This window comes from Streptomyces longispororuber (assembly GCF_024448165.1).
Lineage (GTDB): Bacteria > Actinomycetota > Actinomycetes > Streptomycetales > Streptomycetaceae > Streptomyces > Streptomyces longispororuber_A.
On sequence record NZ_JAMOLN010000150.1, the window covers coordinates 1 to 26049 of the forward strand.

Consider the following 26049-nt stretch of genomic DNA (forward strand, 5'->3'; position numbering starts at 1 on the left):
CTCGACCTCGTACACCGGCCGGCAGCCCAACCAGCCGGCGGCGCCGGTCGCCCTGGAAGTCGGCCAGACGCCACCCCAGTTCGTGATCTTCTCCTGGGACGGCGCGGGCGAGGTCGGCAACGGCCTCTTCCCCCGGTTCCTGGAACTGGCCCGCGAGCACGACGCCCACATGACCTTCTTCCTCTCCGGCCTCTACCTGCTGCCCGAGTCGAAGAAGCGCCTCTACCGCCCGCCGAACAACCCCGTCGGCGCCTCCGACATCGGCTACCTGACCGACGGACACGTCAAGGAGACCCTGAAGTACGTCCACCAGGCGTGGCTGGATGGCCACGAGATCGGCACGCACTTCAACGGGCACTTCTGCGGCGGCCCCGGCTCCGTCGGCAACTGGAGCGCCGCGCACTGGCGCAGCGAGATCGAACAGGCCAGGTCCTTCGTCAAGTCCTGGCGCAGCAACACCGGTTGGCACGACCACCCGTCGCTGCCCTTCGACTACGACCAGGAACTCATCGGCGGCCGCACCCCGTGCCTGCTGGGCCAGGACAACCTGCTGCCCGTCGCCCGCGAGCTCGGCTGGCGCTACGACGCGTCCTCGCCCGGCGGCCTCCAGCGCTGGCCGGACAAGAAGCAGGGCGTGTGGGACCTGCCGCTGCAGGGCATCCCGTTCCCCGGCCACCGCTTCGAGGTGCTGTCGATGGACTACAACATCCTGGCGAACCAGTCGAAGAACTCCACCCGGGCGCCGTCCTCCAACTACCCGGGCTGGCGCACCCAGGCCACCCAGTCCTACCTGGCCGGATTCCGGCGCGCCTACGAGACGAACCGGGCGCCGTTCTTCATCGGCAACCACTTCGAGGAGTGGAACGGCGGCATCTACATGGACGCCGTCGAGGAGAGCCTGAAGCGGATCGCCGACCACAAGGACGTACGGCTCGTCTCCTTCCGGCAGTTCGTCGACTGGCTCGACGCGCAGGACCCCGCGGTTCTGGCCAAGTTGCGCGGCCTGGAAGTGGGGGAGCGGCCGCCGGGTGGCTGGTCCGCGTACCTGCGACCGGAGAAGCGGCCGAAGGCCGGTGCCGGCGGAGCGGCGAAATAGGGCAAGATCGAAGACAGCAGACGAAACAGTGCAGCCGACGGACCTGGAGGCAGTGGCATGACCCGGCCGATCACCGCGGGAGTGGACGGATCACCCGAGAGCGCGGCGGCGGCCGCATGGGCGGCGCGCGAGGCGGTGCGCAGGGACCTGCCGCTGCGCCTGGTGCACGTGGGGCAGCGGCTGCCCGAGACGCTGGTGCTCGCCGCCCTGGAGGACACCCAGGACCGCCAGGACCGCTGGGCCGGCGACCTCCTCGCCGAGACCGAGCAGGAGATCGCCGAGCGCCACCCGGGGCTCGCGGTCACCACGGACGTCCTCGGCGAGGACGGTGCCGCGTCGCCCCTGGTGGCCGCGGCGGGCGACGCCGAACTCCTCGCCCTCGGTTCGCGCGGGCACGGCGCCCTGGTCGGGTTCCTGCTCGGCTCGGTGGGCCAGCAGGTGATCGCGGGCGCGGAGCGTCCCGTGGTGCTGGTCCGCGAGGGCGACGAGGCGAGCTCCGAGGCCGCCGGGCGGGACGTGATCGTGGGACAGGAGGGCGACCCGGAGGACAGCGCCGCGGCCCTGGAGTTCGCGTTCACCACCGCGGCGGCGCGGGGCGCGGGCGTACGGGCGGTGCGCGCGTGGAGCCTGCCGCCCGTCTTCGCCTACAGCCCCGCGTCCCTCGCCCTCCTCGACGAGTCCGGCGGCATGGAACCCCACGAGAAGAAGGCCCTCGCTGCGGCCCTCGCGCCCTGGCGGGAGCGGTTCCCCGACGTGCCCGTCACCGAGCACGTCGAGATCGGCAGCGCAGGACAGGTCCTCCTGTCGGTGGCGCCCCAGGCCCAGCTGCTCGTCGTCGGGCGCCGCGCCCGGCGCACCGCCGTCGGCGCCCGCATCGGCTCCGTCGCCCACGCGGTGCTGCACCACGCGCCGTGCCCGGTCGCCGTGGTGCCGCCCGCCTGAGCGCCGGCCGTCAGGTCCCGGTGAGCGACACCGCGCTCACCGGGCAGGCCCGTACCGCCTCCTTCACCATCGGGTGCTCCGCGGCGGCCTCGGCGCGGCCGGGGAGCACCTCGCTGAAGCCGTCGTCGTCCTGCGTGAACACGTCCGGCGCGGTCAGCGCGCACATGCCCGCGCCCACGCACCGCTCCTTGTCGACCTCGATCCGCACGGCGCTCACCACGCCACGGGCAGTTCGAGCATGCCCTGGATCGTGTCGCCCGGCTTGTGGGGGATCTCCTCGACGGGGGCCGCGAGCCGTAGCCCCGGGAACCGTTCGACGAGGGTGCGCAGGGCGATCTCCAGCTCCGCGCGGGCCAGGTTCTGGCCGAGGCACTGGTGGACCCCGAAGCCGAACGCCAGGTGGTGGCGGGCCGACCGGTCCCAGTCGAGGGTCTCCGGCGCCGCGAACGCGTCGCCGTCCCGGTTGATGAGCGAGGTCGAGAACACGACCCCCTCGCCCGCCCGGATCGTCGAACCGGCCACCTCCACGTCCTCCTTGGCCACCCGCAGCAGCCCGTCCGCGATCGACAGGAAGCGCAGCAGCTCCTCCACGGCCACGGCCGTCGTCGTGTCGCCGGCCCGCAGCGCCGCCAGTTGCCCGGGATGGCGCAGCAGCGTGTACGTACCGAGCGAGATCATGTTCGCCGTCGTCTCGTGCCCGGCCACGAGCAGGATCACCGCGAACGCGATCAGCTCCTCGCGGTCCGGCGGGCCGTCGGGACCGTCCCGGTGGATCAGCTCGTCGAGCAGTCCGTCGCCCGGATCGCGGCGCTTGCGGTCGATCAACGCGCCCAGATACGCGTCGAGTTCGACCCGGGCGCGCTCCACGTCGTCCGCCCCCGGCCCGCGCAGCAGCCGCCGGGAGCACTCCTCGAAGAACTCGTGGTCCGCGTACGGCACCCCGAGCAGCGCACAGATCACCATCGACGGCACGGGCAGGGCGAACGCCGACACGAGCTCGGCCGGCGGGCCCTGCCGCTCCATCGCGTCGAGCAGCCGGTCGACGGTCTCCTGGATGCGGGGCCGCAGGGCGGCGATCCGCTTGAGCGAGAAGCTGGGGATCAGCAGGCGCCGTTGGGCGTTGTGCTCCGGGTCGTCGACGCCGAGGAGCGCGACCCGGCGGGCGCGAACCTTGGCCAGCCGCTCGGTCGGGAACGGGAAGCCGGGACGCTGCCGGTTGCTGGACAGGCGCGGATCGGCGAGCAGGTCACGGGCGAGGGCGTGCCCGGTGACGACCCAGACCGATCGGCCGTCGAAGAACGTGACCCGGCCGAGCGGTCCTGCCGCGCGCAGCGGGGCGTAGGCGGTGGGCGGGTGGTAGGGGCAGCCGCGGTCCTGCGGGAAGGACACGGACGCGGGGTCGGATGCGATCGGGTGGGGGTCCTGGCGGGCCGTTTCCGTAGTGGATTCCGTCATGGAGCGGATCGCCTCGCAGTACTCGATGATGCGCACGGAGCCGGTCGTTCCGCGCTTCTGTCATTGGATGCCCCAGGCATCTACCGGGTCGACGGCAAGACCGGCCAGTTCGTTCGGACGGGGTATCTGGCCGGGGGCTTTCGCTCGCGTTCGAGGGGGACGGCGGTGTGCTCAGCTCGGGCGGGGGCACCGGCGGAGCCGGGAGCACCGGATGCGCGCCCCGTGCGGCCTGAACCGATCGTCACGGCGACCGGAATCGTGCCGTCCGACGGCGCGGCGGGTGCGTCCCGGGCGCGGGACGCGGCGGGTTGAGTCTCCCCTTACGTCAGGCTGCAGGCTGTACGCCGACGAAAGGGCACGGCCATGCACTACTCGATCGGGCAGGTCTCGGACGCCGCCGGGGTGACGGTGCGCACCCTGCACCACTACGACCGCACCGGGCTGCTCTCGCCGAGCGACCGCAGCCCGGCCGGCTACCGCCTGTACAGCGACGCCGACCTCGCCCGGCTCCAGCAGATCCTCTTCTACCGGGAGCTCGGCTTCCCGCTGGAGGAGATCGCCGAGATCCTCGCGGATCCGGCGGCCGATGTGCTGGCACATCTGCGGGCCCGGCAGCGGCAGTTGACCGACCAGATCGAGAAGCTCAGCCATCTCGTCGAGGTCGCCGAGCACGCCATCGAGGTGCAGCAGACCGGGGTGCGACTGACTCCGCGGGAGCGGTTCGAGGTGTTCGGCGAGATCGCCTTCGACCTCAGCTACGCCACCGAGGCCCAGCTGAAGTGGCAGGACTCGGAGGGTCACCGCAAGGCGATGGCCAGGGCCGCCGCCCACACGAAGGACGACTGGCGCACCCTGATGCGCGAGGCCGCGGCCTGGCGCAAGGACCTCCTCGCCGCGTACGACGACGGACACGCCGCCGACAGCGAGGAGGCGATGGACCTCGCCGAGGAACACCGCCGGCACACGGCCCGCTGGTTCACCCCGTGCCCGCCGGACATGCACCGCCGGATCGCCGCCGACTTCCCCCGCGACGCCCGCGCGTTCGCCCTGGTGGTCCCGCCGTCCCAGCAGCGCCCGGGCCTCGCCGCATATCTCCGGGACGCCGTGGACGCCAACGCGCTGCGGGTGCGGCGGGCGGGGGAGGGCGAGTGATCCCCGCTGCCGCCGTACCCGGTCCGCACGCTCGGCCCCGCCCGCCTGCTCGGCCCCGCACACGCCCTCGGCCCCGCCCGCACGACTCGTCCCACACCCACGATCCACCGCACCCTGAGGAGCTCCCGTGCGCATCCTGATCGCCGCCGCCGGATCCCGCGGCGACATCGCCCCGTACACCGGGCTCGGCGCGGGCCTGCGCGGCGCCGGGCACGACGTCGACATCGCCACGCAGGAGGAGTTCGCCCCCCTGGTGCGGGCGGCGGGGCTCGGGTTCCGGGTGCTGGCCACCGGCCCGCGGGACGGTGCGGGGGGCGCGTCCGGGCCACGCGCACTGATGCGGAACGCCGCCGCGTTCACCGCCGGGCTCGGCCGCGGCTTCGCCGACGCGGTCGCGGACGGCCCCGACCTGATGCTGCTGTCCGCGACCACGACGCCGCTCGGCTGGCACGTCACCGAGGCCACCGGCATCCCCGCCATCGGCGCCCACCTCCAACCCAACGCCCCCACCGGGGAGTTCGGCCCGGTCGTGTCCGGCAACCGCTCGCTGGGCCGGTACGGCAACCGCGCCGCGGGCCGGTTCGCACTGCGCATGGTCGACCGGATCTACGCCCCGGCCGTGCGGGAGCTGCGCGAGCGCCTCGACCTGCCGCCGGCCCGCGGCCCCGAGCTGCGCCGCCGCGAGGAGGCCGCCGACCGGCCGGTCCTGCACGGCTTCAGCGAGGTCCTGGTGCCGCGTCCCGCCGACTGGCGCCCTGGCCTGCAGGTGGTCGGCACCTGGTGGCCGCACGTCCCGCAGGACCGGCTCCCGCGCGAGGTCGAGGACTTCCTCGCGGCGGGTCCCCCGCCCGTTCTTGTCGGCTTCGGCAGCATGGCCGCCGGGGAGGGGGAGCGGCTGAGCGCCCTCGTCGTCGACGCGCTGCGCCGGGCCGGGCTGCGCGGCATCCTCCAGTCGGGCGCGGCCGGACTCGCCGCGGAGGCCGACGGCGTCCTCACGGTCGGCGACCTGCCGCACGCACTGCTCATGCCCCGGACGGCCGCGGTCGTCCACCACGCGGGCGCCGGGACTGCGGCGGCCGCCGCCCGGGCCGGGGTGCCGTCGGTCCCGGTGCCGGTCACGGCGGATCAGCCGTTCTGGGCGCACCGCCTCGTCGCGGCGGGCACGGCCACCGGACCGATCCCCTTCGGAGAGCTCACCGCCGTACGCCTCGCGCACGCGCTGCGCACGGTGACGGACGTGCCGGGCAGCCGCGACGTGGCCGCCCGGATCGCCGCGGAGGACGGTGTCGGCACTGCCGTGAAGGCGATCGACCGGCTCGTGCCGTGAGGATCACCCCGTGGGGCTCACGCCGTGAGCGCGACCACGGCCTCGTCCGTGTAGGGCAGGAACGTCAGCGTCTGGTGGAAGTACAGCTCGATGCCGCTCGCGTCGTGCGTCGTGTACCCGATGGCCAGGTCCTCGCCGAGCCGCAGCTCGAAGTCGCCGCCGCGGGTCGACAGGACGAACGCCCCGTTGAGCGCGGGTGCCCAGATCAGCTCGCCGTTGAGGATGCGGCTCAGGTGGTTCGCGATCGGATAGCCGTGGTCCGAGGTCTCGCTGACCGCCGTGTACGCGTCCGCGCCGAGCAGCAGCGAGTACGGGCCGTCGACGCCGGCGAGCCGCAGCGCGGTCAGGGCCCGACTGATCGTGTCCGGGTAGTCGCGGGGCTCCGCGGGCAGGCTCAGGACCGGGTTGGAGGTCCGCGAGCGCAGCCCCTCGATGCCCGCCGCCCCGTACCCGTCGAAGACCGCCTGGTCCTCGGCGAACGCCATGGCCCGCGCGGCGTCCTTCACCGGCTGCCAGTCGGAGTCCAGGGAACCCCGCTCCACGTCGTCGACCGCCTCGCGGCTGACCGTGAACGGCACCCGGAGCTCGACCAGCGGCCGGACCCCGCGCAGCCGTGCCGTCACGCCCGGGGCGGGCGGTGTGATGGCGCTGAGGTGTCCCGTGCCGACGGCCGCGAGCTCCGGGCCGTCGGGCCCGGTCACGTCCACGACGCGGCGCCCCGCCACGTGGCGCTGGAACGTGCGCCGCGCCTCCTCCTCGATCTCCGCCCAGGCGGCGGGCGTGATCGGCGCGAGTTCCCGGTGGAGGTTCGTGCTCATGGTGCTCAGGCTCCTTTGAGGCTGCCGATGCCCAGCGAGCCGTCGACGGCGTCGGCGGCGGTGGGCGGCGGGGCGGGCAGATCGTCGAGGAAGTCGGCGCTCGGCACGTGGAAGAGGCATCCCGTGACCGCCGTCGAGAAGTCGAGGATGCGGTCGTGGTTGCCGGGCGGGTCGCCGAGGAACATGTTGCGCAGCATCCGCTCCGTGACGTCCGGGGTGCGGGAGTAGCCGATGAAGTAGGTGCCGAACTCGCCGCTGCCGACGTGGCCGAACGGCATGTTCTCGCGCAGGATCTGCCGCTCCGTGCCGTCCTCGTCCACGATCGTGTTCAGCGCGACGTGCGAGTTCGCGGGTTTGACGTCGTCGGCCAGTTCGACGTTGGCGGTCTTGGTGCGGCCGATGACCCGCTCCTGCTCGTCGGAGGAGAGCGCCTCCCAGGCCGCCATGTCGTGCACGTACTTCTGCACGATCACGTACGAGCCGCCCTGGAAGTCCGGGTCCTCGTCGCCCACGAGGACGGCCGCGGCCGCCGCCCGTCCCGTCGGGTTCTCGCTGCCGTCGACGAAGCCGAGCAGATCGCGCTCGTCGAAGTACTTGAAGCCGTGCACCTCGTCCACGACGGTGACCGCGGCACCGAGCCGGTCCACGACCAGCCGGGCCAGCTCGAAGCAGAGGTCCATCCGGCGGGCCCGGAAGTGGAGGAGCAGGTCGCCCGCGGTGGCCGGGGCCAGGTGCCGGGGGCCGGCGAGTGCCTGGAAGGGATGCAGTTCGCGGGGCCGGGGCCCGTCGAAGAGCCGGTCCCAGGCCGTGGAGCCGATGCCCACGACACAGGACAGGCCGTCGTCGGGGGAGCGGAAGCCGACGGAGCGGCCGAGCCCGGCCAGATCCTCCAGCGTCGCGCGCACGGCGGCCTCCCCGCCGGGCGCGACCGTGACCACGAGGAAGACGGCGGCCTTCGCGGGCGGCGTGAGGACGGACTGCGGCTCGGCCACGGGGGCTCCCGTCTCGCGGGGCGGCGATTGCTGGCTTCTGTCACTTTATGGGCAGTGGTGGAACGCGGCATGTGCGCCTGTTGGTGCCGTGTGTCCGACCTCACTCGGGCGGATGAGGTGCGCGGTGCGAAGCACGGTTGGTTCGCTGTTAAACTTTGAACCAGGCCCCGACCGTTCTCCCCCGTACGGTCGGGGTCCTTCGTGTTTCCGGGCACCGAACCCCGGCCAATGGCCGCGCGGACAGTCCTGGTCCCCCGACGTTGTCCGGCCGGACAGCCCCGCTCCGCCCCGGCGTGCATAGCCTCCGCAGCACTGTTTCCCCGCTGCCGGAGGTCAGCCGCCCCATGGACGCTCACCCGCACACCGCGGCGCCCGCCGGAGTCCTGCTGCGCCAGCTCGCCCCCACGCTCGCCGGTCACCTCGTGGACCTGCTCGCCGCGCCCCAGGGCCTCGACCGCCCCCTGACCGGCGTCGTCATCGCCGAGCCGGACGACGCACCCCGCCCCGAGCACAAGGACCGCCTCGTCCTGCTCGTCGGCGCCCGCGGCACCGGCGCCCTGCGGGCCCTGATCGCCGCCGGCCACGCGGGTGCCACGGCCGTGGCGCTGCGCACCGGACGCGACGACGAGCGGGAGGCCCTGCGGCAGGCCGCCGTCGAATGCGGCACGGCCTTGTTCGGCGTGCGCGACCAGGCCCGCTGGGAGGACATCGGCACGGTGGCCCGCGCCGCGCTGGATGCCCTCGACCTCGGCCCCGACCTGGCCGGCCGGACCCGACAGGGCGACCTCTTCTCGCTGGCCAGGACCCTCGCGGCACTCAGCGGGGGAGCGGTCTCCGTGGAGGACCCGGCGAACCGCGTGCTCGCCTACTCCCGCTCGGACGACGGCGTCGACGAGGTGCGCCGCCTGTCGATCCTCGGCCACGCCTGCCCGGAGAACTATCTGAAGGTGCTCAGGGAAGCCGGCGTGTACGAGCGGCTGCGCGGCGGCGAGCTGGTCGTCGACGTCCCCGAACGCCCCGACCTGGGCACCCGGCGGCGCCTCGCCATGGGCATCACCGCGGGCGGCAGGTTCCTCGGCACCCTGTGGATCCAGGAGAGCACCGGGCCGCTCGCCCCCCACACCGGGCAGGTGCTGCGCGGCGCCGCCCGGCTGGCCGCCGTCGCGCTCCTGCGTCCCTTCGGCGGCCCCGGCTCCGAGAACGGCCTGCGCGAGGACCTCACCGCGGGACTGCTCTCCGGCCGGTCGCCGGCCGCCGCGCTCGCCGGTCACCTCGGCGTCTCCGTCGACTGCGGCGCCACCGTCGTCGCCGTCGAACCGCACGACCCCGGCCACGGCGACGACCGGGACACCGGGCTGCGCGGCGACCGCTGCGCCGAGATCGTCGCCCTGCACGCCGCGGCCCACCGCCGCACCGCCGTCTCCGCCCGGCTCGACGGCCGCCTCTACGTCCTGGTGCCCGGCGGCACCGCCGACCGCGGCCTCACCGCCTGGACCGCCGACCTGGTCACCACGCTCCGCCGCCACCTGGGCACACCGGTGCAGGCGGCCGTCACCGCCACGGTGCCGCGCCTCGCCGACGCGCCCGCCGCGCGTACGGAGGCCGACCGGATCCTGGCGGTGATCGCCGACGACCCGGGGCGCGAGGTCGCCACGTACGACAGTGTCCGGGCCGCCGTGCTGCTCAACCGGATCCTCGACGTCCTCGGCGACCACCCCGACATCCACGACCCGGCGCTGGACGAGCTCGCCGCGCACGACCGCCGCAACCGCTCGGACCTGTGCGGCTCGCTGCTCCGCTACCTCGACGCGTTCGGCGACGTGAAGACGGTCGCGCGCCGCCTGCACATCCACCCCAACACCCTGCGCCACCGCATCCGGCGAGCGGTCGCCGTCACCGGCATCGACCTCGACGATCCGCAGCAGCGACTCGTCGCCCAGCTGCACCTGCGCGCCGCGCGGACCGGGCGTGCGCACGGCCGGTCCGTGTGACGACCGGAAGAACGGCGTTGTCCCGTGCGACAACGCGCCCCCGCCGAGATCTGCCGTCCGGACAAGCTCCACGCCCCGGTCCGCCGCCTAGGTTTCAGTCACTGCGTCAAGCCCTCCGTGCACCGCCGACCGGCGGCAGTCAGGACGAGGCCGCAGATCAGACCGTGGAGGAACATCCATGCACCGCCTCATCGCCGATGCCCCCGACGCCCGCCCACGCAGCGGACGTTCACGCTCCCTGGCGCTGGCCGCACCGCTGCTCGCGGGCAGCCTGGTGCTGAGCGCGTGCGGCACCCGCGACGACGGCAGCGGCGACGACGGGGGGCAGGAAGCCACCACCGTCACGATCGGCTTCGACGCCCCGCTGTCCAAGGACCTGGCCGCCGTCGGCCTCGGCATGCGCAACTCGGCCCAACTCGCGGTGAAGCAGGCCAACAAGAACGAGCTCGTCCCCGGAGTCACGTTCGAGCTCGCCGCGAAGGACGACCAGGCCACCCCGAACATCGGTCAGCAGAACGCGGCGGCCTTCGTCGCCGACACCAGCGTGATCGGCGTGGTCGGCGCCTACAACTCCTCGGTGTCCGCGGCGATGCAGTCCACCCTGCACGACGCGACGATGGTCCAGGTGTCCGGCGCCAACACCGCCGCGACCCTCACCCAGGGCGCCCGCTACAAGACCGACCCGCAGCGCGAGTACGACAACTACTTCCGCACCATCAGCACCGACGCCGTCGCCGCACCCGTCATGGCCGAGTACTTCTTCAAGGACCTCAGGATCAAGAAGATCGCCACGGTCGACGACAAGAAGACCTACGGCACCGGCATCGTCGAGAACTTCACCGAGGCGTACGAGAAGCTCGGCGGCAAGGTCGCCGTCCACCAGTCCATCAACCCCGACGAGTCCGACTACGCGGCCGTCGTCAACAGCGTCAAGTCGTCCGGTGCGCAAGGGGTGTTCTACGGCGGCGAGTACCCGCAGGCGGGACCGCTGAAGAAGCAGCTCGTGGCCGCCGGGTTCGACGGGCCGATGGGCGGCGGCGACGCCGTCAAGGACGACCAGCTGATCCCGCTCGCCGGCGGGAAGTCCGCCGACGGCGTGTGCGCGCACTCCGACGGCGCGCCCGTCGACTCCCTCGACTCCGCCAAGTCCTTCGTCGCCGACTACAAGGCAGCCGGCTACTCCGAGGGCTACGGCGTCTTCGGCGCGTACGTCTACGACGCGACGACCGCGCTCATGAAGGCGGTAGGAGCGGCCGTCGAGGCCAACGACGGCAAGGTCGGCGACATCGCGCAACTGCGCCCGAAGGTCGTCGACGCCATGCAGAAGGTCGCCTTCGACGGCGCCACCGGCAAGGTCGGCTTCGACGCGTACGGCGACAGCGTCAACCAGGTCATCAGCGTCAACTGCGTGCAGGACGGGGCCTGGAAGAACGGCGTCAAGATCGTGACGGTCAAGTGACCGCGACCGACGTCCTGCAACTCCTCGCCGACGGGCTCGTCCTCGGCACCATGTACGGCCTGATAGCCGTCGGATACACGATGGTCTACGGCATCCTCCAGATCATCAACTTCGCGCACGGCGAGATCTACATGCTCGGCGGCTTCGGTGCCCTGTTCGTCTACGCCTGGGTGCCGGGGCTGCGTGCGGTCTCGCTATGGCTCGCCCTGCCCGTCCTGCTCGTCGCCGCCGTCGTGGTGTCCGTCGCCGCGGCGGTGGCCGCCGAACGGTTCGCCTACCGTCCGCTGCGGGGAGCCCCGCGTCTCGCCCCGCTGATCACCGCGATCGGACTCTCGCTCTTCCTCCAGCAGGTGGTGTTCAACTTCTTCACCCTGCCGGGCGGATCCGTCGGCGTCACCGCGCCCGTCCCCTTCCCCCAACTCCCCGGCGAGCCCCTGCACCTGGGCGGTGTCACCCTCTCCCACGCCGCCCTGCTCACCCTCGTCGTCGCGGCGCTCGCCATGGTCGTCCTCACCTGGTTCGTGGCGCGCACCCGCACCGGACGCGCGATGCAGGCCACGGCGCAGGACCCGAAGACGGCCCGGCTCATGGGCATCGACACCGACCGGGTCATCGTCGTCGCCTTCGCCATCGGCGCGCTCCTGGCCGCCGTCGCGTGCGTCACCCAGGGGCTCAGGCTCGGCACCATCTCGTACAACATGGGCTTCATCGCGGGTCTGAAGGGCTTCACCGCCGCCGTGCTCGGCGGCATCGGCAACATCAAGGGCGCCATGCTCGGCGGTGTCGTCCTCGGCGTCGCCGAGGCCCTCGCCTCCGGTCTGCTGCCGCACCTGCCGGCGCTGCACATGTTCGGCGGCTCGGTCTGGAAGGACGTATGGGCCTTCGTGATCCTCATCGTCGTCCTGCTGATCAGACCCCAGGGGCTGCTCGGCGAACGCATCGCGGACAGGGCGTGACCTCCATGATTCCCAAGACCAGCACTCCGGCGGCCCGGGCCCTCGTCGTCTGCGGCGCCGCCCTCTCCCTCGTCTCGCCGTTCCTCGCGTGGACCTGGACCTCCCGCTATCCCGGCAACCTCACCGTCTACGGATACCCGGGCGGCAGCCAGCTCCTCACCCTGGCCGGCGCTCTGCTCGCCGCCGTGTTCACGGCCGCCGTGCTCGGTGTCCCGGGCCTGCGCGCCCTCGCCCCGGCCGGCGCCGTGCGGGCGCTGCGGGCGGCGTCGCTCGCGGCGCTGACCGCCACCTGGATCACCGTCGGGGCGATCGCCGTCGACCTGGGCGGCGTCGTCAACGTCGAACCGGGCGGCTGGCTCGCGGCCGGCGCCGTCCTGCTGCTCGCGGCAGGCGCGCACGCCCTGCCCGACGACACCGTCACCGAACCGCCACCGGCGGCACGACTGCCGCGCGCGGCCGAAGGCGCCCTGATCACCGTCGTGTTCCTGGCCGCGATGTACGTCCTGACGTACGGCATCACGACCGACTCGGCACAGGACTTCCTCGCCTTCCTGCCCGCCGCCGGATTCGGGGTGCGCGCGCTCGCCGCCGCCGGACTCACCGCCCGGTTCGGCGCGCTCACCGCCCGGAACCGGATCGCGGTCGCCGTCGCGGCGCTCGCCTCGGCGCTCGTCTTCCCGTTCACCCAGACCGGGGACCAGTACACGGCGATCGCCGACAACATCCTGGTGTTCGCGGCCGTCGCCCTCGGTCTGAACATCGTCGTGGGCCTGGTCGGGCTGCTCGACCTCGGCTACGTGGCCTTCCTCGGCACCGGCGCCTACACGGCGGCCCTCGTCTCCGGCTCGACGTTCTCCACGTTCGACATCGGACCGTGGCCGTTCTGGGCGACCGCCCTGCTCGGCATGGGCGTCAGCCTGGTGGCCGGACTGGTCATCGGCGCACCGACCCTGCGGCTGCACGGCGACTACCTCGCCATCGTCACACTCGGCTTCGGCGAGATCTTCCGCATCACCGTGAACAACCTCGACGGCACCTCGGGACCCCGGCTCACGAACGGCCCCAACGGCATCAACTCCGTGCCGAACCTGACCGTGTTCGGCTTCGACCTCGGCACCCGCCACACCCTCCTCGGCGTCACCTTCGGCCGCTTCGCCAACTACTACCTGCTGCTGCTCGCGGTGATCGCCGTCATCGTCTTCGTGTACGCACGCGCCGGGAACTCGCGGATCGGGCGGGCCTGGATCGCGCTGCGGGAGGACGAGAAGGCCGCGACCGCCATGGGCATCGAGGGCTTCCGGTACAAGCTGCTCGCGTTCGGCCTCGGCGCCTCGCTCGCCGGACTCGCGGGCACCGTCATGGCCCATCTGCAGACCAACGCCGTACCGGAGAACTACAAGTTCGCCGACACGGCGCCGCCCAACTCGGCGTTCCTGCTCGCCGCCGTCGTCCTCGGCGGCATGGGCACCGTCTCGGGCCCGCTGGTCGGGGCGGCGCTGCTGTACCTGATCCCCGCCAAGTTCGCGTTCTTCAGCCAGTACCAGATGATGCTGTTCGGCCTCGCCCTGATCCTCATGATGCGGTTCAGGCCCGAGGGGCTCGTGCCCGACCGCAGGCATCGACTGGAGTTCCATGACGAGCAGGTCGCGGCCGCCGAGGCGCGCCGGACCGCGGCGGAGGCCACCGCATGAGCACCACACCACCCCTGCTCCGGGCGAGCGGCGTCACGATGCGCTTCGGCGGGCTCACCGCCGTCGACGGCGTGGACCTCGCCGTCCGGGAGAACGAGATCGTGGGGCTGATCGGCCCCAACGGCGCGGGCAAGACCACCTTCTTCAACTGCCTGACCGGGCTGTACGTCCCCACGGAGGGTGCCGTCCTGTTCGCGGGCGAGACCCTGCCGCCGAAACCGGCCCGGGTCACCCGCGCCGGAGTGGCCCGCACCTTCCAGAACATCCGGCTGTTCGCCAACATGTCGGCGCTGGAGAACGTGATCGTGGGCCGCCACACCCGCACCCGCGCCGGCCTGCTCTCCGCACTCGCCCACGGCCCGCGCTACCGGCGCGAGGAGCGTGAATCCCGAGAGCGGGCACGGGAGTTGCTGGACTTCGTCGGACTCGGCGGACAGGCGGACCTGCTCGCCCGCAGCCTGTCCTACGGCGCCCAGCGCCGCCTGGAGATCGCCCGCGCCCTGGCGAGCGAACCGCGCCTGCTGCTCCTGGACGAGCCGACGGCCGGGATGAACCCCCAGGAGACCGCGGAGACCGAGGAGCTGGTGCGCTCGGTGCGGGCCAGGGGGGTCGCCGTGCTCGTCATCGAGCACGACATGCGCTTCATCATGAACCTCTGCGACCGGGTGGCGGTCCTGGTCCAGGGGACCAAGCTGACCGAGGGCGCGCCGGGGGAGGTCCAGGCCGACGAACGGGTCGTCGAGGCCTATCTCGGTGCGCCGGACGACGAGGAAGAACCGACGCCGCGCTCGCCGCAGAACCGGGAGAGGACCGCATGACCGCACTCCTCGAAGTCGAGGACCTCCGTGTCGCCTACGGCAAGGTGGAGGCCGTCAAGGGCATCTCCTTCCGCGTCGAGGAGGGCCAGGCCGTCACGCTCATCGGCACCAACGGGGCGGGCAAGACCACCACTCTGCACACCCTCAGCGGACTGCTCGCACCGTCGGCGGGCCGCATCCGGTTCCGCGGGCAGGACCTGGCGGGCGTCCCCGCCCACCAGGTCGTCGCGCTCGGCCTGGCCCACTCACCGGAGGGGCGGCACATCTTTCCGCGGCTGAGCGTCGAGGAGAACCTGCTGCTCGGGGCGTTCCTGCGGAAGGACGCCGACGGCATCGCCGACGACACCGAGCGCGCCTACGTCCTCTTCCCGCGGCTGCGCGAGCGGCGCACCCAGGCCGCGGGCACCCTGTCGGGCGGTGAGCAGCAGATGCTGGCGATGGCCCGGGCCCTGATGTGCCGCCCCCGGCTGCTGATGCTGGACGAACCGTCGATGGGGCTCTCGCCCCTGATGATGAAGAAGATCATGGCGACGGTCCGTGAGCTGAAGGCGGCCGGCACCACCATCCTCCTCGTCGAGCAGAACGCCCGGGCCGCGCTCGCCCTCGCCGACCAGGCCTACGTGATGGAGACCGGCCGCCTCGTGCTGTCGGGCAGCGGCCGCACGCTGCTCGACGACGACAGCGTCCGCAAGGCGTACCTCGGGGAGGCCTGAGCGGCGTCCCGAGCTGATCGCCGCACAGCGCGGACGCGTATCCTCCCGCCATGCATCTGGCGGACCCGGGCGGCTCGGCCGCCGTTCCTGCTGTGTCCCTGCGCCGTGTGGCGGACGAACTCGGCGTCACGGCACAGGATTTGGTCCTGGCCGAGGGCGGCGCGGACGTCACCGGCGTCGTCATCGCGGAGCCCGGGGACGACCTCGGCGACGCGGCCGGGGCGCTCGTGCTGGCCGTCGGGGCGCGCGGCGCCGACGCCGTGGCCGTGGTGGCGGCGGCCGCGAAGGCGGGCGCGAGCGCGGTCGCCGTCCGGCTCGACGCGGGGACGGCGTCCGCGACCGCACCGCTGAGGGCCGCCACCGACGGGACCGGCACCGGTCTGCTCGCGCTCTCCGCAGCCGTGCGCTGGGACCAGGTGCAGGCGGCGGTGCGCGGGCTGCTGGCCGGGGCCCGTGCGGCCGGGCCCTACCGCGGCGGGGGCGGCGACCTGTACTCGCTGGCCCAGACCGTCGCCACGCTCACCCACGGCCTGGTGAGCATCGAGGACGGGGCGCACCAGGTGATGGCGTACGCCGGGCCCGCGGACGAGGCCGACGAACTGCGCCGCCGCTCCATCCTCGGCCGGGCCTGCCCCGAGGAGTACCTGACCCTGCTGCGGCAGTGGGGCGTCCACCGGCGGATCCGCGCCGGGGACGAGGTCGTCGAGGTCGCCGCCCGGCCCGACCGGGGCGTCCGGCGGCGACTGGTGATCGGGATCCGCGCGGGCAGCCGTCCGCTCGGTTCGATCTGGGTACAGGAGGGCGCGGCACCGCTGGCCGACAACACCGAGCGGGCGCTGCGGGGCGCGGCGCGGCTCGCGGCCTCGCAGCTCGTCGACCACTACTACGAAGGGGACGCGGCGGCCCGGCGGCTGTCGCGCTCCGACCTCGCGCACGGACTGCTCACCGGCCGCTTCGACGCCGCCGCACTCGCCCTGCACCTCGGGATACCACCGTCCACCGCGGCGGCCGTGGTCGCCGTGGACCTGCGCGAGGACCCCGCGGCCGGTGAGACGGCCTGGCAGGAGGCGCGGCGGGCGGAGGCGGCCGAGATCATCGCCGTGCACGCCGCCGCGTACCGGCGGCACACCCTGGTGGCGCAGGCCTGCGGGCAGATCTACGCGATGCTGCCCGAGCCGGGCCCGCAGCCTGCCGGGGAGGAGGCGGGTGAGGCGGCTCTGGTGCGCTGGTCGGCCGATCTCGTGGCGCGGCTGCGCCGGCACACCGGGACCCCGGTGCAGGCCGTCCTCGCGGGGACGGCCGCGCGCCTCGACGACATCCCGGCCGTGAAGCTGCGCGGCCACCACGCCCTGCAGATCATGGCCCGCACCCCCGACCGGGCCGTGCACACCCACCGTGGTCTCACCGCGTCGCTGATGGTCCGCGACCTGCTGGGACTGCTCGCCGGGCACGAGGAGATCCGGCATCCGGCCCTCACCGAGCTGACCGAGCGGGACGCGGCGCACGGCACCCGCCTCGCCGACTCGCTGCTGCACTATCTCGATGCCTTCGGCGACGTGCCGAAGGTCGCCAAGGCGCTGAACGTCCACCCCAACACCCTGCGCTACCGCGTCCGCAAGGCCGTGGCCCTCACCGGTCTCGACCTCGACGACCCCGAGCACCGGCTCGCCGCGATGCTCCAGCTGCGGCTCCACAGAGACGGCCGGGACGACCCCCGCGCGCTCGACCGCTGAGACACGCGTCTCGGAGGGACATGTGTCTCATTGGGACATCAAGAGTTACGCTGGAGGCACGGGGGTCGGACGTAAGCGACATAGGAGTCGAGTCATGAAGGCGCTTCAGTACCGCACCGTCGGGTCTGCACCCGAGGTCGTCACCGTTCCCGATCCGGAGCCGGGTCCGGGGCAGGTCCTCCTGAAGGTCACCGCCGCCGGCGTCTGCCACTCCGACATCGCGGTCATGAGCTGGCCCGCCGAGGGCTTCCCCTACGAGCTGCCGCTCACCCTCGGCCACGAGGGCGTCGGCACCGTCGCCGGGCTCGGCGCGGGCGTGACCGGCCTGAAGGAGGGCGACCCCGTCGCCGTCTACGGCCCGTGGGGCTGCGGCACCTGCATCAACTGCGCGCAGGGCAAGGAGAACTACTGCCTGCGCGCCGCCGAGCTCGGCATCAACCCGCCCGGACTCGGCGCTCCCGGCTCCATGGCCGAGTACATGATCGTCGACGACCCGCGCCACCTCGTGCCGATCGACGGCCTCGACCCCGTCGCCACCGTGCCGCTCACCGACGCCGGACTCACCCCGTACCACGCCATCAAGCGCTCGCTGCCCAAGCTCGTGCCCGGCTCGACCGCCGTCGTCATCGGCACCGGCGGCCTCGGCCACGTCGCCATCCAGTTGCTGCGCGCCATGACCGCCGCCCGCGTCATCGCCCTGGACGTCTCCGAGGACAAGCTCGCCCTCGCCCGCACCGTCGGCGCGCACGAGGCGATCCTGTCGAACGCCGAGGCCGCGGCGAAGGTGAAGGAGCTGACCGGCGGGCGCGGCGCCGAGGCCGTCTTCGACTTCGTCGGCGTGCAGCCCACCGTCGAGACGGCGGGCGCCGTCGCCGCCGTCGAGGGCGACGTCACCCTCGTCGGCATCGGCGGCGGAACCCTCCCGGTCGGCTTCGGCGCGACGAACTTCGAGGTCAGTGTCACCGCCCCGTACTGGGGCAGCCGCGGCGAGCTCATCGAGGTGCTCGACCTCGCCCGGGCCGGCGCCGTCTCCGTGCACACCGAGACGTACTCGCTGGACGACGCGCCCAAGGCGTACGAGCGGCTGCACGACGGAAAGGTCAACGGCCGCGCGGTGATCCTGCCCAACGGCTGAGACCGGCCCCGAAAGGGCGATTTTCGGCCACAGGATTGGTGCAGCGCTCAACTGTCGGCGTGGAGGGGTCTGTTCCGGGTGACGGGTGATCAATAACCTGAGGCGGACCGCTCGTCACCCCACTCAGGGAGCTCCATGTCCACCGCGCAGATTCCCGACATCCTCTCGCCGGAGTTCGCCGAGAACCCCTACCCCGCGTACCGCGTGATGCGTGAGTCCGCGCCCCTCATCTGGCATGAGGCGACGCAGAGCTGGATCATCTCGCGGTACGCGGACGTGGAGCGCGTCTTCAAGGACAAGCAGACGCAGTTCACCACGGACAACTACAACTGGCAGATCGAGCCCGTGCACGGCAAGACCATCCTGCAGCTCAGCGGCCGGGAGCACGCCGTGCGCCGGGCGCTGGTCGCCCCCGCCTTCCGCGGCAGCGACCTGCAGGAGAAGTTCCTGCCGGTCATCGAGGCCAACTCCCGTGACCTCATAGACCAGTTCCGTGCCACCGGTTCCGCCGACATCGTCGGGGACTACGCGACCCGCTTCCCGGTCAACGTCATCGCCGACATGCTCGGCCTCGACAAGGCCGACCACGCCCGCTTCCACGGCTGGTACACCGCCGTCATCGCCTTCCTCGGCAACCTGGCGGGCGACCCCGACGTCGCCGCGGCCGGCGAGCGCACCCGCGTCGAGTTCGCCGAGTACATGATCCCGATCATCCAGGCCCGCCGCGAGAACCTGGGCGACGACCTGCTGTCCACCCTGTGCGCCGCCGAGGTCGACGGCGTGCGGATGAACGACGAGGACATCAAGGCGTTCTGCAGCCTGCTGCTCGCCGCCGGCGGCGAGACCACCGACAAGGCGATCGCCAGCATCTTCGCCAACCTGCTGGTGAACCCCGAGCAGCTGGCCGCCGTCCGCGAGGACCGCTCACTGATCGCCCGGGCCTTCGCCGAGACGCTGCGCTTCACCCCGCCCGTCCACATGATCATGCGCCAGTCCGCGGTCGACGTGGAGGTGAGCGGCGGCACCATCCCCGCCGGGGCCACCGTCACCTGCCTCATCGGCGCCGCCAACCGCGACGAGAACCGCTACAAGGACCCCGACCGCTTCGACCTCTTCCGCGACGACCTGACGACCACCACCGCGTTCTCCGCCGCCGCCGACCATCTGGCCTTCGCCCTCGGCCGGCACTTCTGCGTGGGCGCGCTGCTCGCCAAGGCCGAGGTGGAGATCGGGGTGAACCAGCTGCTCGACGCGATGCCGGACCTGCGGCTCGCGGACGGTTTCGACCCGGTCGAGCACGGCGTGTTCACCCGCGGCCCGCAGTCGCTGCCGGTGCGCTTCACTCCCGCCGGTTCCTGACCCGGACCGTTTACGGGTGTACTGTCTCCGTATGCATCGTTCTTCGTGTCTGAGCTGGTGGCGCCTCACTTAGAGGCGGCCACAGTCATGCACGTACAAGGGCCGTCCGCCGGACGGCCCTTGTTGCTTCTCCCCGGAAGCTCTGCCGTCCCGAGGACGCCCGTGAGCTCCGGGAGAGACCATGAGCAGCACCACCACCGACGTCCTCGGCACCTCCGCCGCGCAGTCCCGCAGCCGCGAGCTGGAAGAACTCATCCGCAAGGACCCCGGACAGTTCCGGGTCCTCACCGGTGACCGGCCCACCGGCCGGCTCCATCTCGGGCACTACTTCGGCACCCTGCACAACCGCGTCAGACTCCAGGACCTCGGCGTCGAGACGTTCGTCCTGGTCGCCGACTACCAGGTGCTCACCGACCGCGACGTCGCCGAGAACCTCACCGAGTACGTCGAGGAACTCGTCCTCGACCACCTCGCCATCGGCATCGACCCGGACCGCTCCACGATCTTCACGCACAGCGCCGTGCCCGCCCTCAACCAGCTGCTGCTGCCGTTCCTCAGCCTCGTCTCCGTCGCCGAGCTGAACCGCAACCCCACGGTCAAGGACGAGATCGCCCACTCCCGCCAGTCCGCCGTCAGCGGTCTGATGTTCACCTACCCCGTCCACCAGGCCGCCGACATCCTCTTCTGCCGGGCGAACCTCGTGCCCGTCGGCCAGGACCAGCTGCCCCACCTGGAGATCACCCGCACCGTCGCCCGCCGCTTCAACGACCGCTACGGCCACGGCACACCGGTCTTCCCGCAGCCCGAGGCCCTGCTCTCCACCGCCCCGCTGCTGCTCGGCACCGACGGCACCAAGATGAGCAAGAGCCGCGGCAACGCGGTGTCGCTGTCCGCCGACGCCGACGAGACCGCCCGGCTGATCCGCGGCGCCAGGACGGACGCCGAACGGCACATCACCTACGACCCCGCCACCCGCCCCGAGGTCTCCTCGCTCGTCCTGCTCGCCGCGCTCTGCGAGGAGACCGACCCGGTCCAGGTCGCCGAGGAGGTCGGCGACGGGGGCGGCGCCGCCCTCAAGGGGCGCGTCACCGACTCCGTCAACGCCTACCTCGCCCCGATCCGCGCCCGCCGCGCCGCCTACGCTGAGGACCGCCGGCTCGTCAGGGACGTCCTGCGGGCCGGCAACGAGCGGGCCAACGCCATCGCCGACACCACCCTCAGGGACGTACGGGCCGCCATGAACGCCGACTACTGAAGAGCACCGGGCCGCCCCGCAGGGGGCGGCTCACTGCACGACGGGCGTGAAGCTCACCGGCAGCGACGTCAGACCCCGCATCCAGATCGACGGGCGCCACGTCAGCTCCTCCGGCTCCACGGCCAGGACGAGGTCCGGCAGCCGGTCCAAGAGCGTCTCCACCGCCGTGCGCGCCATGACGTCGGCCAGCAGCGGAGCCGGGTAGGGGCAGCGGTGCTCACCGTTGCTGAACGACAGATGGGCCGCGTTCTCCGCGCCGACGTGCGACTCCGGCCAGATCTGCGGGTCCGTGTTCGCCGCGGCGAGCCCGAGCACCACGCAGTCGCCCGCCCGGATCTGCCGGCCGCCGAGCTGGATGTCGCGCACCGCCCACCGGCCGATGAAGTTCTGCGTCGGCGTGTCCAGCCACAGCACCTCGTTGAGCGCCTCGCCGACGCTGAGCCGGCCGCCCGACACGTTCAGGGCGAAGCGCTCGTCGGTCAGGAGCAGGCGCAGCGTGTTGCAGATCCAGTTCGACGTGGGCTGCTGGGCCGCCGCGATCACCGAGATCAGGTCCTGCACGATCTCCTCGTCGGACAGGCCCGCCGGGTCGTGGATCATGCGCGAGGTGATGTCGGGACCCGGCCGCTCCCGCTTCTCCTTCACCAGGTTCTGCAGCCGCTCCCCGACCCGCACATAGGCGGCGACCGGGTCGTCGCCCTCGGCGGCGTCCAGCGAGATCCGCAGGTCGTCGACGAAGTCCTGGGTGTCGGCGCCCAGGTCGGGCAGCCCGCACAGCTGCACCACGGCCCGCATCGGAAGCGCGCTCACATAGGCGGCCATCAGCTCGGCCTCGCCGCTGCCGGAGAACTCGGAGATCAGCCGGTCGGCGATCTGCGCACAGTCCCTGGCCAGCTCGAACTGGTCGACCTGCCCGAGGGCGTGGGTGATCACCCCGGCCCGCCTGCGGTGCTCCTCGCCCTCCGTGAACAGCACGGACGGCTGGTAGCCGACGAACGGCAGCAGCGGCCAGTCCGCGGGAATGTTCTCCCACTGGTTCCAGCGCCGCGAGTCACGGGCGAAGAGCTCGTCGTGCGCGGTGACGTAACTGAGCTCGGAGTAGCCGAGGACCAGCCACGCGGGCACGTCCCCGTCCAGCAGCACCGGCGCCACCGGACCGTGCTCCCTGCGCAGGGTGCGGTACAGCTGGGACGGCGTCTGCTGGTACTGCAGGCCGCTGAGCGGGACCGCGCCCGCGTGCGCGGGGCAGCCGGGCGGGGGCGTCGTGTTCTGCTCGGTCACGGTGTCGTCTCCTGGGCCATGGCCAGTTCGTAGAGGTGGTCCACCAGGGTGATCAGCACGTCCTTGCCCGACGAGCGGACCCGGGCGTCGCAGTCGACCATCGGGACGTGCGCGGGGAGCGCGAGGGCCTGCCGGATCTCGTCGAGGGAGTGCCGCACCGGCTCGTCGTCGAACCGGTTGACCGCCACCACGAACGGCGTCCCGTGGTGCTCGAGCCGGTCGATCGCGTACCAGGACTCGTCCATGCGACGCGTGTCGACGAGGACGACCGCGCCCAGCGTCCCGGAGAACAGCCGGTCCCACAGGAACCAGAACCGCTCCTGGCCCGGCGCCCCGAACAGGTACAGGACCATCCGGTCGTTGAGGCTGATCCGGCCGAAGTCGAAGGCGACCGTGGTCGTCGTCTTCGCCGCCACCCCCGCCGTCGAGTCGACACCCACGCCGGCCTGCGTCATCACCTCTTCGGTGTTCAGCGGCCGGATCTCGCTGACGGACCGGACGAGCGTGGTCTTGCCGACCCCGAAACCGCCCACCACGACGATCTTCAGGCCGGTGTCCGCGAGCGCGCCGAGCGGTGTGCGCACGGCGGGAAGGTCAGAGGTTGCGGAGCCCATGGAGCACCTCCTTGAGAAGGGCGGAATCGGGGAGCGCGGCGACGGCCGGGGCCGCGCGCGGATGACGGGCGGTGATCTTGCCGCCGGCCAGCAGGTCGCCGAGCAGGATCCGGACGACCGTGATCGGCATCCGCAGTTCGGCGGCGATCTCGACGACGGCCGTCGGCCGCCGGCACAGCTCCAGGATGCGGACGTGCTCGGACTGCATCCCGGCGGCCGGCTCGCACTCGCTCACGATGAGCGTCACCAGGTCGAACGAGGTGTCGTCGACGCGGCTGCGGCCTCCCGTGACCGTGTAGAGCCGGTCCGGGTCGCCGGTGTCGACCGGCCGGCGGGGGGTCACGAGGCGCCGCTCCCGGTGGCGCCCTGGCGCGGTTCGGCGCGCAGGTGCTCACCGATCTGCTCGACCAGCTCCGTCATCTGATGGCCCACCACGCCCGGGTCGGCGTCCTCGTCGGCGACCACCGCGAGGTGTGCGCCCTCGCCGGCGTCCACGATGAACAGCAGGCCGCCGTGGAACTCGGTCATCGAGTGCCGTACGCCGCCGGTCCCGTCGCCGAACTCCACGGACGCGCCCTGGGCGAGCGCCTGGATCCCCGAACAGATCGCCGCGAGCTGGTCGGCCTGGTCGAGCGTCAGGTGCTCGCTCCAGCACAGCTTCAGCCCGTCCCGGGACAGGACCAGGGCGTGCCGCGTGCCGGGGGTGCGCTCGAGGAGACTCTCCAGGAGCCAGGTCAGGCTGGTGTCAGTGGTCTGCATGGCGGGGTCGGGCGGGGGAGAGGTCCGGCGCTGCCGGTCCGCCGCCCGTGCCTCCAATCTCACGGTGTAGAGCGGGGGGTTGAGGTTCCGTCGGGGCGCCGGGGGCTACTCCGGCCGGTCGCCGTCCTTGGCCTTGCGGGCCCGGTGGAAGGCGCCGAAGCGGGCGCCCGCGTCGCGGGCGGGCTTCGGTGCGGGCTCGGCGGCGGGGGTGCCGGGAGCGCGGTCGCGGTCCTTGTCGGCGGCGGCCATGGTGCGGCCCGGCGGACGCACCGGCAGGCCGTTCGGCGTGGCGCCGGCGGGCTCGGCAGGCGGCGCGGCCTGCTGCGGCACCGGCACCGGCACGTCGGCGCGCTCGTGGGTCTCGGCGGGCGCGGTGCGCGGCGCCACGACGGGCTGCGGGACCGCCTCGCGCTGCTGGGCGAGGAGCTGGGGCGGCAGCAGGACGACCACGCCGGTGCCGCCGCGCGAGGAGGGGCGGAAGTTCACGTCGATGCGGTACTTCGCCGCGAGCCGGCCCACCACGGCGAGGCCGAGCCGGGTGCCCTGCAGCGAAGCCAGGTCGGTGACCTGTCCGGACACGGCCTGCTCGGCGTGGCGCATCGCCGCGTCGGCCATCTTCAGGCCGCTGTCCTCGATGGTCACGACGAGGCCCGCGGAGCGCTCCTCGACGTAGACGTGCACCTCGTCGATGGGCGGCGAGAAGTTCGCCGCGTTGTCCATCAGCTCGGCCAGCAGGTGCATCACGCCTTCCGCGGCGAACCCGGCGATCGCCGCACCGGTGGAGCAGTGCAGCCGCACCCGCTGGTAGGCGGCGATGCGGCCGACGGCGCCGCGCAGCACGCTCTCCATCACGATCGGCTTGTTCCAGGCGCGGCTGGAGCGGCCGCCCATCAGGAGCGCCAGCCGGTCGGTCATCAGACCGAGCTGGGACGTGGAGTGGTCCAGGCGCAGCAGGTCGCCGAAGACGTCCTCGCCGTGCCGCTCCTGCATGCCGCGCAGATCGGCCAGCATGCTCACGGACTTGGCCTGCACCCGGCTGAGCGCCTTCGCGGAGGCGGCCTGCGCGGCGGCGCCCCGGCGCTCGCTGAGGGCCAGCTCCCGCAGGAAGGTCTCGGCCGGAACCCTCAACAGGGGGTTGTCCGGCCAGGTCAGTTCGGCGAGCACCGTGTCGGCGGACGCACCGTCGCGCAGCCGTCCCACCGCGGTGGGGAAGGTGACGGCTGTCAGCCGGTCGAGCTCGGTCGCGGCGCGCTCCAGCTCGCCCCGGGCGGCGTCGCGCTCGGCGGCGCTCTGGGCGGCGGTCCGCGCGGAGGCCTCGACGGTCGCCGTGAACTCGTCCAGGATCCGGCGCAGTTGGGGGTCGGACGGCGGTGCGGCGGCGACCGGCGGGGCGCCCGCCGCGTCGTGCAGCCGGTGCGCGACCGCGGGCAGGGTGACATTGACGAGCTGCGCGGCCTCGGCCGCCTGCTGGGTCAACCGGCTCTGGGCCAGGGCGAGTTCGTCGCGTGCCCGGGAGGTTTCCCGGCGGGCCCGGCCGATCGTCACGGTGTGCGCGAGGACGACGGCGGTCAGGCACCCCCACGCGATCACGGCCGTCCACACCGCCCAGGTCCTGGCGGCCGCCGGGGCGACCGCGGCCGCGCCGCCGGCGACGGCCGCCGCGGCCACGAGCACGGTGAGCGCAGCGACCAGCGAGGTGCGCCCCGTTCTGGCTATCGCGTGCGGGCTGGGAGGAGCAGGCACTGACATTCCGCGGTCCCTCGGTCCTTGAGTGCGGGAAGCGACGAGCCGACCGGTCACGTCGGCTGCGGATCCGGGCAGCGGCCGCCGAAGAGGACGCCGATCTTCCGGACCGTACGAGCGTTCATGCTAGCCATGCCGCGCGCCGAGCAGACCGGACAAGCCGGGCAGTCCGCCCGATCGGCCACTTCGTCGTGAACTCGCCGCCCTGATCTTCGGAGCGTGATAAGGCCGAACACCCCGATATTTCACGGAAGATGGAGGTCGGACGGGCCTTCCGGGCGGCAGTCGAGGGGTGTGCGCCGGGCCGTGCGCCGTCCGATCCCACCATCACCTTCTGTGTGAGCGAATGGTTTCGGCCAACGTCAGTCGGCTTCCGCGATCCGCCAGCGGCCCACCTCCTTGTACGCGGAGTCGTAGATCGCCGACCCGTCGCCCGCCGTCAGGGCGTAGTGGTGGAGATTGCCGCCCCAGTACCGAAGGATCCGGCCCAGCTCGCGTGCCGCTGCGCCGCTGTCCGTCGTCTCGTCCATGTCGACCTCGAGAAGGAACTTCATGCCTTCCACCCTGTCATTGAACTCCTTCTTGAGACTTTGACCCGATGAGAGGGCGGCAGCGCGCCGTCGGACGAAGAGGCCGAAAACTGGTGTGCATGGTCCGGCCGATCCCGGGCACCAGCAGAAGGAGACAGCTCAAGCAGCCCCACCCCCCCCGGGCGCTCGAGTCTGTGGCCCCGTCGCCTCACAGGGGGGAGAGGAGGCGG

General features: G+C 72.7%; 24 protein-coding genes. 14 read left to right on the plus strand and 10 right to left on the minus strand.

Annotated elements, in window-relative coordinates; genetic code table 11:
• Together M4J07_RS33025 and M4J07_RS33030 are read left to right on the plus strand one after the other, a co-directional pair.
• On the plus strand, positions 1 to 1096 hold a 1096-nt coding region (locus M4J07_RS33025; RefSeq protein WP_255977892.1), incomplete at its 5' end, for a hypothetical protein.
• 57 nt (positions 1097 to 1153) lie between these two features.
• Positions 1154 to 2038, plus strand: a complete 885-nt coding sequence (locus M4J07_RS33030) for a universal stress protein (RefSeq protein WP_255977894.1) — start codon at positions 1154 to 1156, stop codon at positions 2036 to 2038.
• Positions 2039 to 2048: 10 nt separating this feature from the next.
• Here the strand turns inward: M4J07_RS33030 and M4J07_RS33035 are convergent, their stop codons facing one another.
• Positions 2049 to 2246 carry a ferredoxin gene (locus tag M4J07_RS33035; protein WP_372349278.1) on the minus strand — a complete coding sequence of 66 codons (198 nt, stop codon included), beginning with the start codon at positions 2244 to 2246 and terminating at the stop codon, positions 2049 to 2051.
• 5 nt (positions 2247 to 2251) lie between these two features.
• Positions 2252 to 3493, minus strand: coding sequence for a cytochrome P450 (locus M4J07_RS33040; RefSeq protein WP_255977939.1), 1242 nt, complete (start codon positions 3491 to 3493; stop codon positions 2252 to 2254).
• 363 nt (positions 3494 to 3856) lie between these two features.
• On the opposite strand from M4J07_RS33040, the gene M4J07_RS33045 reads away from it, so the two are divergent.
• Positions 3857 to 4645: a MerR family transcriptional regulator gene (locus M4J07_RS33045; RefSeq protein ID WP_255977898.1), complete on the plus strand. Its 789-nt coding sequence runs from the start codon at positions 3857 to 3859 to the stop codon at positions 4643 to 4645.
• A 127-nt stretch (positions 4646 to 4772) separates the two neighbouring features.
• Entirely contained in the window at positions 4773 to 5972 is a 1200-nt protein-coding gene (locus M4J07_RS33050) for a glycosyltransferase (RefSeq protein WP_255977900.1), read from the plus strand.
• A gap of 17 nt (positions 5973 to 5989) precedes the next feature.
• On the opposite strand, the gene M4J07_RS33055 is transcribed toward M4J07_RS33050, so the two are convergent.
• Positions 5990 to 6790 (minus strand): family 1 encapsulin nanocompartment shell protein, encoded by an 801-nt coding sequence (locus M4J07_RS33055; RefSeq protein ID WP_255977902.1) that lies wholly within the window; start codon positions 6788 to 6790, stop codon positions 5990 to 5992.
• A gap of 5 nt (positions 6791 to 6795) precedes the next feature.
• Positions 6796 to 7782, minus strand: coding sequence for a Dyp-type peroxidase (locus M4J07_RS33060; RefSeq protein ID WP_255977904.1), 987 nt, complete (start codon positions 7780 to 7782; stop codon positions 6796 to 6798).
• A gap of 344 nt (positions 7783 to 8126) precedes the next feature.
• Here M4J07_RS33060 and M4J07_RS33065 point away from each other — a divergent pair, with 344 nt between their 5' ends.
• From M4J07_RS33065 to trpS, 10 genes are all read left to right on the plus strand, one after another.
• On the plus strand, positions 8127 to 9773 hold the full coding sequence (locus M4J07_RS33065) for a helix-turn-helix domain-containing protein (RefSeq protein WP_255977906.1): 1647 nt from the start codon (positions 8127 to 8129) through the stop codon (positions 9771 to 9773).
• Between the two features lie 178 nt (positions 9774 to 9951).
• Positions 9952 to 11232, plus strand: a complete 1281-nt coding sequence (locus M4J07_RS33070; protein ID WP_255977908.1) for a branched-chain amino acid ABC transporter substrate-binding protein — start codon at positions 9952 to 9954, stop codon at positions 11230 to 11232.
• 50 nt (positions 11233 to 11282) lie between these two features.
• Entirely contained in the window at positions 11283 to 12188 is a 906-nt protein-coding gene (locus M4J07_RS33075) for a branched-chain amino acid ABC transporter permease (protein WP_374215127.1), read from the plus strand.
• 5 nt (positions 12189 to 12193) lie between these two features.
• The gene (locus tag M4J07_RS33080) at positions 12194 to 13879 is read left to right on the plus strand and encodes a branched-chain amino acid ABC transporter permease (protein ID WP_255977912.1); all 1686 of its coding nucleotides are present in this window, start codon (positions 12194 to 12196) and stop codon (positions 13877 to 13879) included.
• Positions 13876 to 14697, plus strand: coding sequence for an ABC transporter ATP-binding protein (locus M4J07_RS33085; RefSeq protein ID WP_255977914.1), 822 nt, complete (start codon positions 13876 to 13878; stop codon positions 14695 to 14697). Before M4J07_RS33080 ends, M4J07_RS33085 begins: the two co-directional genes overlap by 4 nt.
• Complete coding sequence (locus M4J07_RS33090; protein WP_255977917.1) at positions 14694 to 15410, plus strand: ABC transporter ATP-binding protein; 717 nt, start codon at positions 14694 to 14696, stop codon at positions 15408 to 15410. Before M4J07_RS33085 ends, M4J07_RS33090 begins: the two co-directional genes overlap by 4 nt.
• Before the next feature lie 50 nt (positions 15411 to 15460).
• Positions 15461 to 17143: a PucR family transcriptional regulator gene (locus M4J07_RS33095; RefSeq protein ID WP_255977919.1), complete on the plus strand. Its 1683-nt coding sequence runs from the start codon at positions 15461 to 15463 to the stop codon at positions 17141 to 17143.
• A 94-nt stretch (positions 17144 to 17237) separates the two neighbouring features.
• A complete protein-coding gene (locus M4J07_RS33100) occupies positions 17238 to 18278 on the plus strand; it encodes an NAD(P)-dependent alcohol dehydrogenase (protein ID WP_255977921.1) in 1041 nt (346 codons plus the stop codon).
• Positions 18279 to 18413: 135 nt separating this feature from the next.
• Positions 18414 to 19637 (plus strand): cytochrome P450, encoded by a 1224-nt coding sequence (locus M4J07_RS33105; RefSeq protein WP_255977923.1) that lies wholly within the window; start codon positions 18414 to 18416, stop codon positions 19635 to 19637.
• Positions 19638 to 19818: 181 nt separating this feature from the next.
• Positions 19819 to 20892, plus strand: coding sequence for a tryptophan--tRNA ligase (trpS, locus tag M4J07_RS33110; RefSeq protein WP_255977925.1), 1074 nt, complete (start codon positions 19819 to 19821; stop codon positions 20890 to 20892).
• Positions 20893 to 20922: 30 nt separating this feature from the next.
• On the opposite strand, the gene M4J07_RS33115 is transcribed toward trpS, so the two are convergent.
• From M4J07_RS33115 to M4J07_RS33140, 6 genes are all read right to left on the minus strand, one after another.
• Positions 20923 to 22173 (minus strand): cytochrome P450, encoded by a 1251-nt coding sequence (locus M4J07_RS33115; protein ID WP_255977927.1) that lies wholly within the window; start codon positions 22171 to 22173, stop codon positions 20923 to 20925.
• Entirely contained in the window at positions 22170 to 22787 is a 618-nt protein-coding gene (locus M4J07_RS33120; RefSeq protein ID WP_255977929.1) for a GTP-binding protein, read from the minus strand. The genes M4J07_RS33115 and M4J07_RS33120 overlap by 4 nt, the downstream gene beginning before the upstream one ends.
• Positions 22768 to 23130: a DUF742 domain-containing protein gene (locus M4J07_RS33125; RefSeq protein WP_255977931.1), complete on the minus strand. Its 363-nt coding sequence runs from the start codon at positions 23128 to 23130 to the stop codon at positions 22768 to 22770. Before M4J07_RS33125 ends, M4J07_RS33120 begins: the two co-directional genes overlap by 20 nt.
• Complete coding sequence (locus M4J07_RS33130) at positions 23127 to 23546, minus strand: roadblock/LC7 domain-containing protein (protein WP_255977933.1); 420 nt, start codon at positions 23544 to 23546, stop codon at positions 23127 to 23129. The genes M4J07_RS33125 and M4J07_RS33130 overlap by 4 nt, the downstream gene beginning before the upstream one ends.
• A gap of 105 nt (positions 23547 to 23651) precedes the next feature.
• On the minus strand, positions 23652 to 25295 hold the full coding sequence (locus tag M4J07_RS33135; RefSeq protein WP_255977935.1) for a sensor histidine kinase: 1644 nt from the start codon (positions 25293 to 25295) through the stop codon (positions 23652 to 23654).
• Positions 25296 to 25651: 356 nt separating this feature from the next.
• Positions 25652 to 25843 (minus strand): hypothetical protein, encoded by a 192-nt coding sequence (locus M4J07_RS33140; protein ID WP_255977937.1) that lies wholly within the window; start codon positions 25841 to 25843, stop codon positions 25652 to 25654.
• Between the last annotated feature and the right edge of the window lie 206 nt (positions 25844 to 26049).

What these genes read in the sequence shown, in the direction of transcription:
- M4J07_RS33030 (WP_255977894.1), top strand. Translation starts at nt 1,154, where the DNA reads ATGACCCGGCCGATCACCGCGGGAGTGGACGGATCACCCGAGAGCGCG.
- M4J07_RS33040 (WP_255977939.1), bottom strand. Translation starts at nt 3,493, where the DNA reads ATGACGGAATCCACTACGGAAACGGCCCGCCAGGACCCCCACCCGATC.
- M4J07_RS33045 (WP_255977898.1), top strand. Translation starts at nt 3,857, where the DNA reads ATGCACTACTCGATCGGGCAGGTCTCGGACGCCGCCGGGGTGACGGTG.
- M4J07_RS33055 (WP_255977902.1), bottom strand. Translation starts at nt 6,790, where the DNA reads ATGAGCACGAACCTCCACCGGGAACTCGCGCCGATCACGCCCGCCGCC.
- M4J07_RS33065 (WP_255977906.1), top strand. Translation starts at nt 8,127, where the DNA reads ATGGACGCTCACCCGCACACCGCGGCGCCCGCCGGAGTCCTGCTGCGC.
- M4J07_RS33070 (WP_255977908.1), top strand. Translation starts at nt 9,952, where the DNA reads ATGCACCGCCTCATCGCCGATGCCCCCGACGCCCGCCCACGCAGCGGA.
- M4J07_RS33075 (WP_374215127.1), top strand. Translation starts at nt 11,283, where the DNA reads ATGTACGGCCTGATAGCCGTCGGATACACGATGGTCTACGGCATCCTC.
- M4J07_RS33080 (WP_255977912.1), top strand. Translation starts at nt 12,194, where the DNA reads ATGATTCCCAAGACCAGCACTCCGGCGGCCCGGGCCCTCGTCGTCTGC.
- M4J07_RS33085 (WP_255977914.1), top strand. Translation starts at nt 13,876, where the DNA reads ATGAGCACCACACCACCCCTGCTCCGGGCGAGCGGCGTCACGATGCGC.
- M4J07_RS33090 (WP_255977917.1), top strand. Translation starts at nt 14,694, where the DNA reads ATGACCGCACTCCTCGAAGTCGAGGACCTCCGTGTCGCCTACGGCAAG.
- M4J07_RS33095 (WP_255977919.1), top strand. Translation starts at nt 15,461, where the DNA reads ATGCATCTGGCGGACCCGGGCGGCTCGGCCGCCGTTCCTGCTGTGTCC.
- M4J07_RS33100 (WP_255977921.1), top strand. Translation starts at nt 17,238, where the DNA reads ATGAAGGCGCTTCAGTACCGCACCGTCGGGTCTGCACCCGAGGTCGTC.
- M4J07_RS33105 (WP_255977923.1), top strand. Translation starts at nt 18,414, where the DNA reads ATGTCCACCGCGCAGATTCCCGACATCCTCTCGCCGGAGTTCGCCGAG.
- trpS (WP_255977925.1), top strand. Translation starts at nt 19,819, where the DNA reads ATGAGCAGCACCACCACCGACGTCCTCGGCACCTCCGCCGCGCAGTCC.
- M4J07_RS33120 (WP_255977929.1), bottom strand. Translation starts at nt 22,787, where the DNA reads ATGGGCTCCGCAACCTCTGACCTTCCCGCCGTGCGCACACCGCTCGGC.
- M4J07_RS33130 (WP_255977933.1), bottom strand. Translation starts at nt 23,546, where the DNA reads ATGCAGACCACTGACACCAGCCTGACCTGGCTCCTGGAGAGTCTCCTC.
- M4J07_RS33135 (WP_255977935.1), bottom strand. Translation starts at nt 25,295, where the DNA reads ATGTCAGTGCCTGCTCCTCCCAGCCCGCACGCGATAGCCAGAACGGGG.
- M4J07_RS33140 (WP_255977937.1), bottom strand. Translation starts at nt 25,843, where the DNA reads ATGAAGTTCCTTCTCGAGGTCGACATGGACGAGACGACGGACAGCGGC.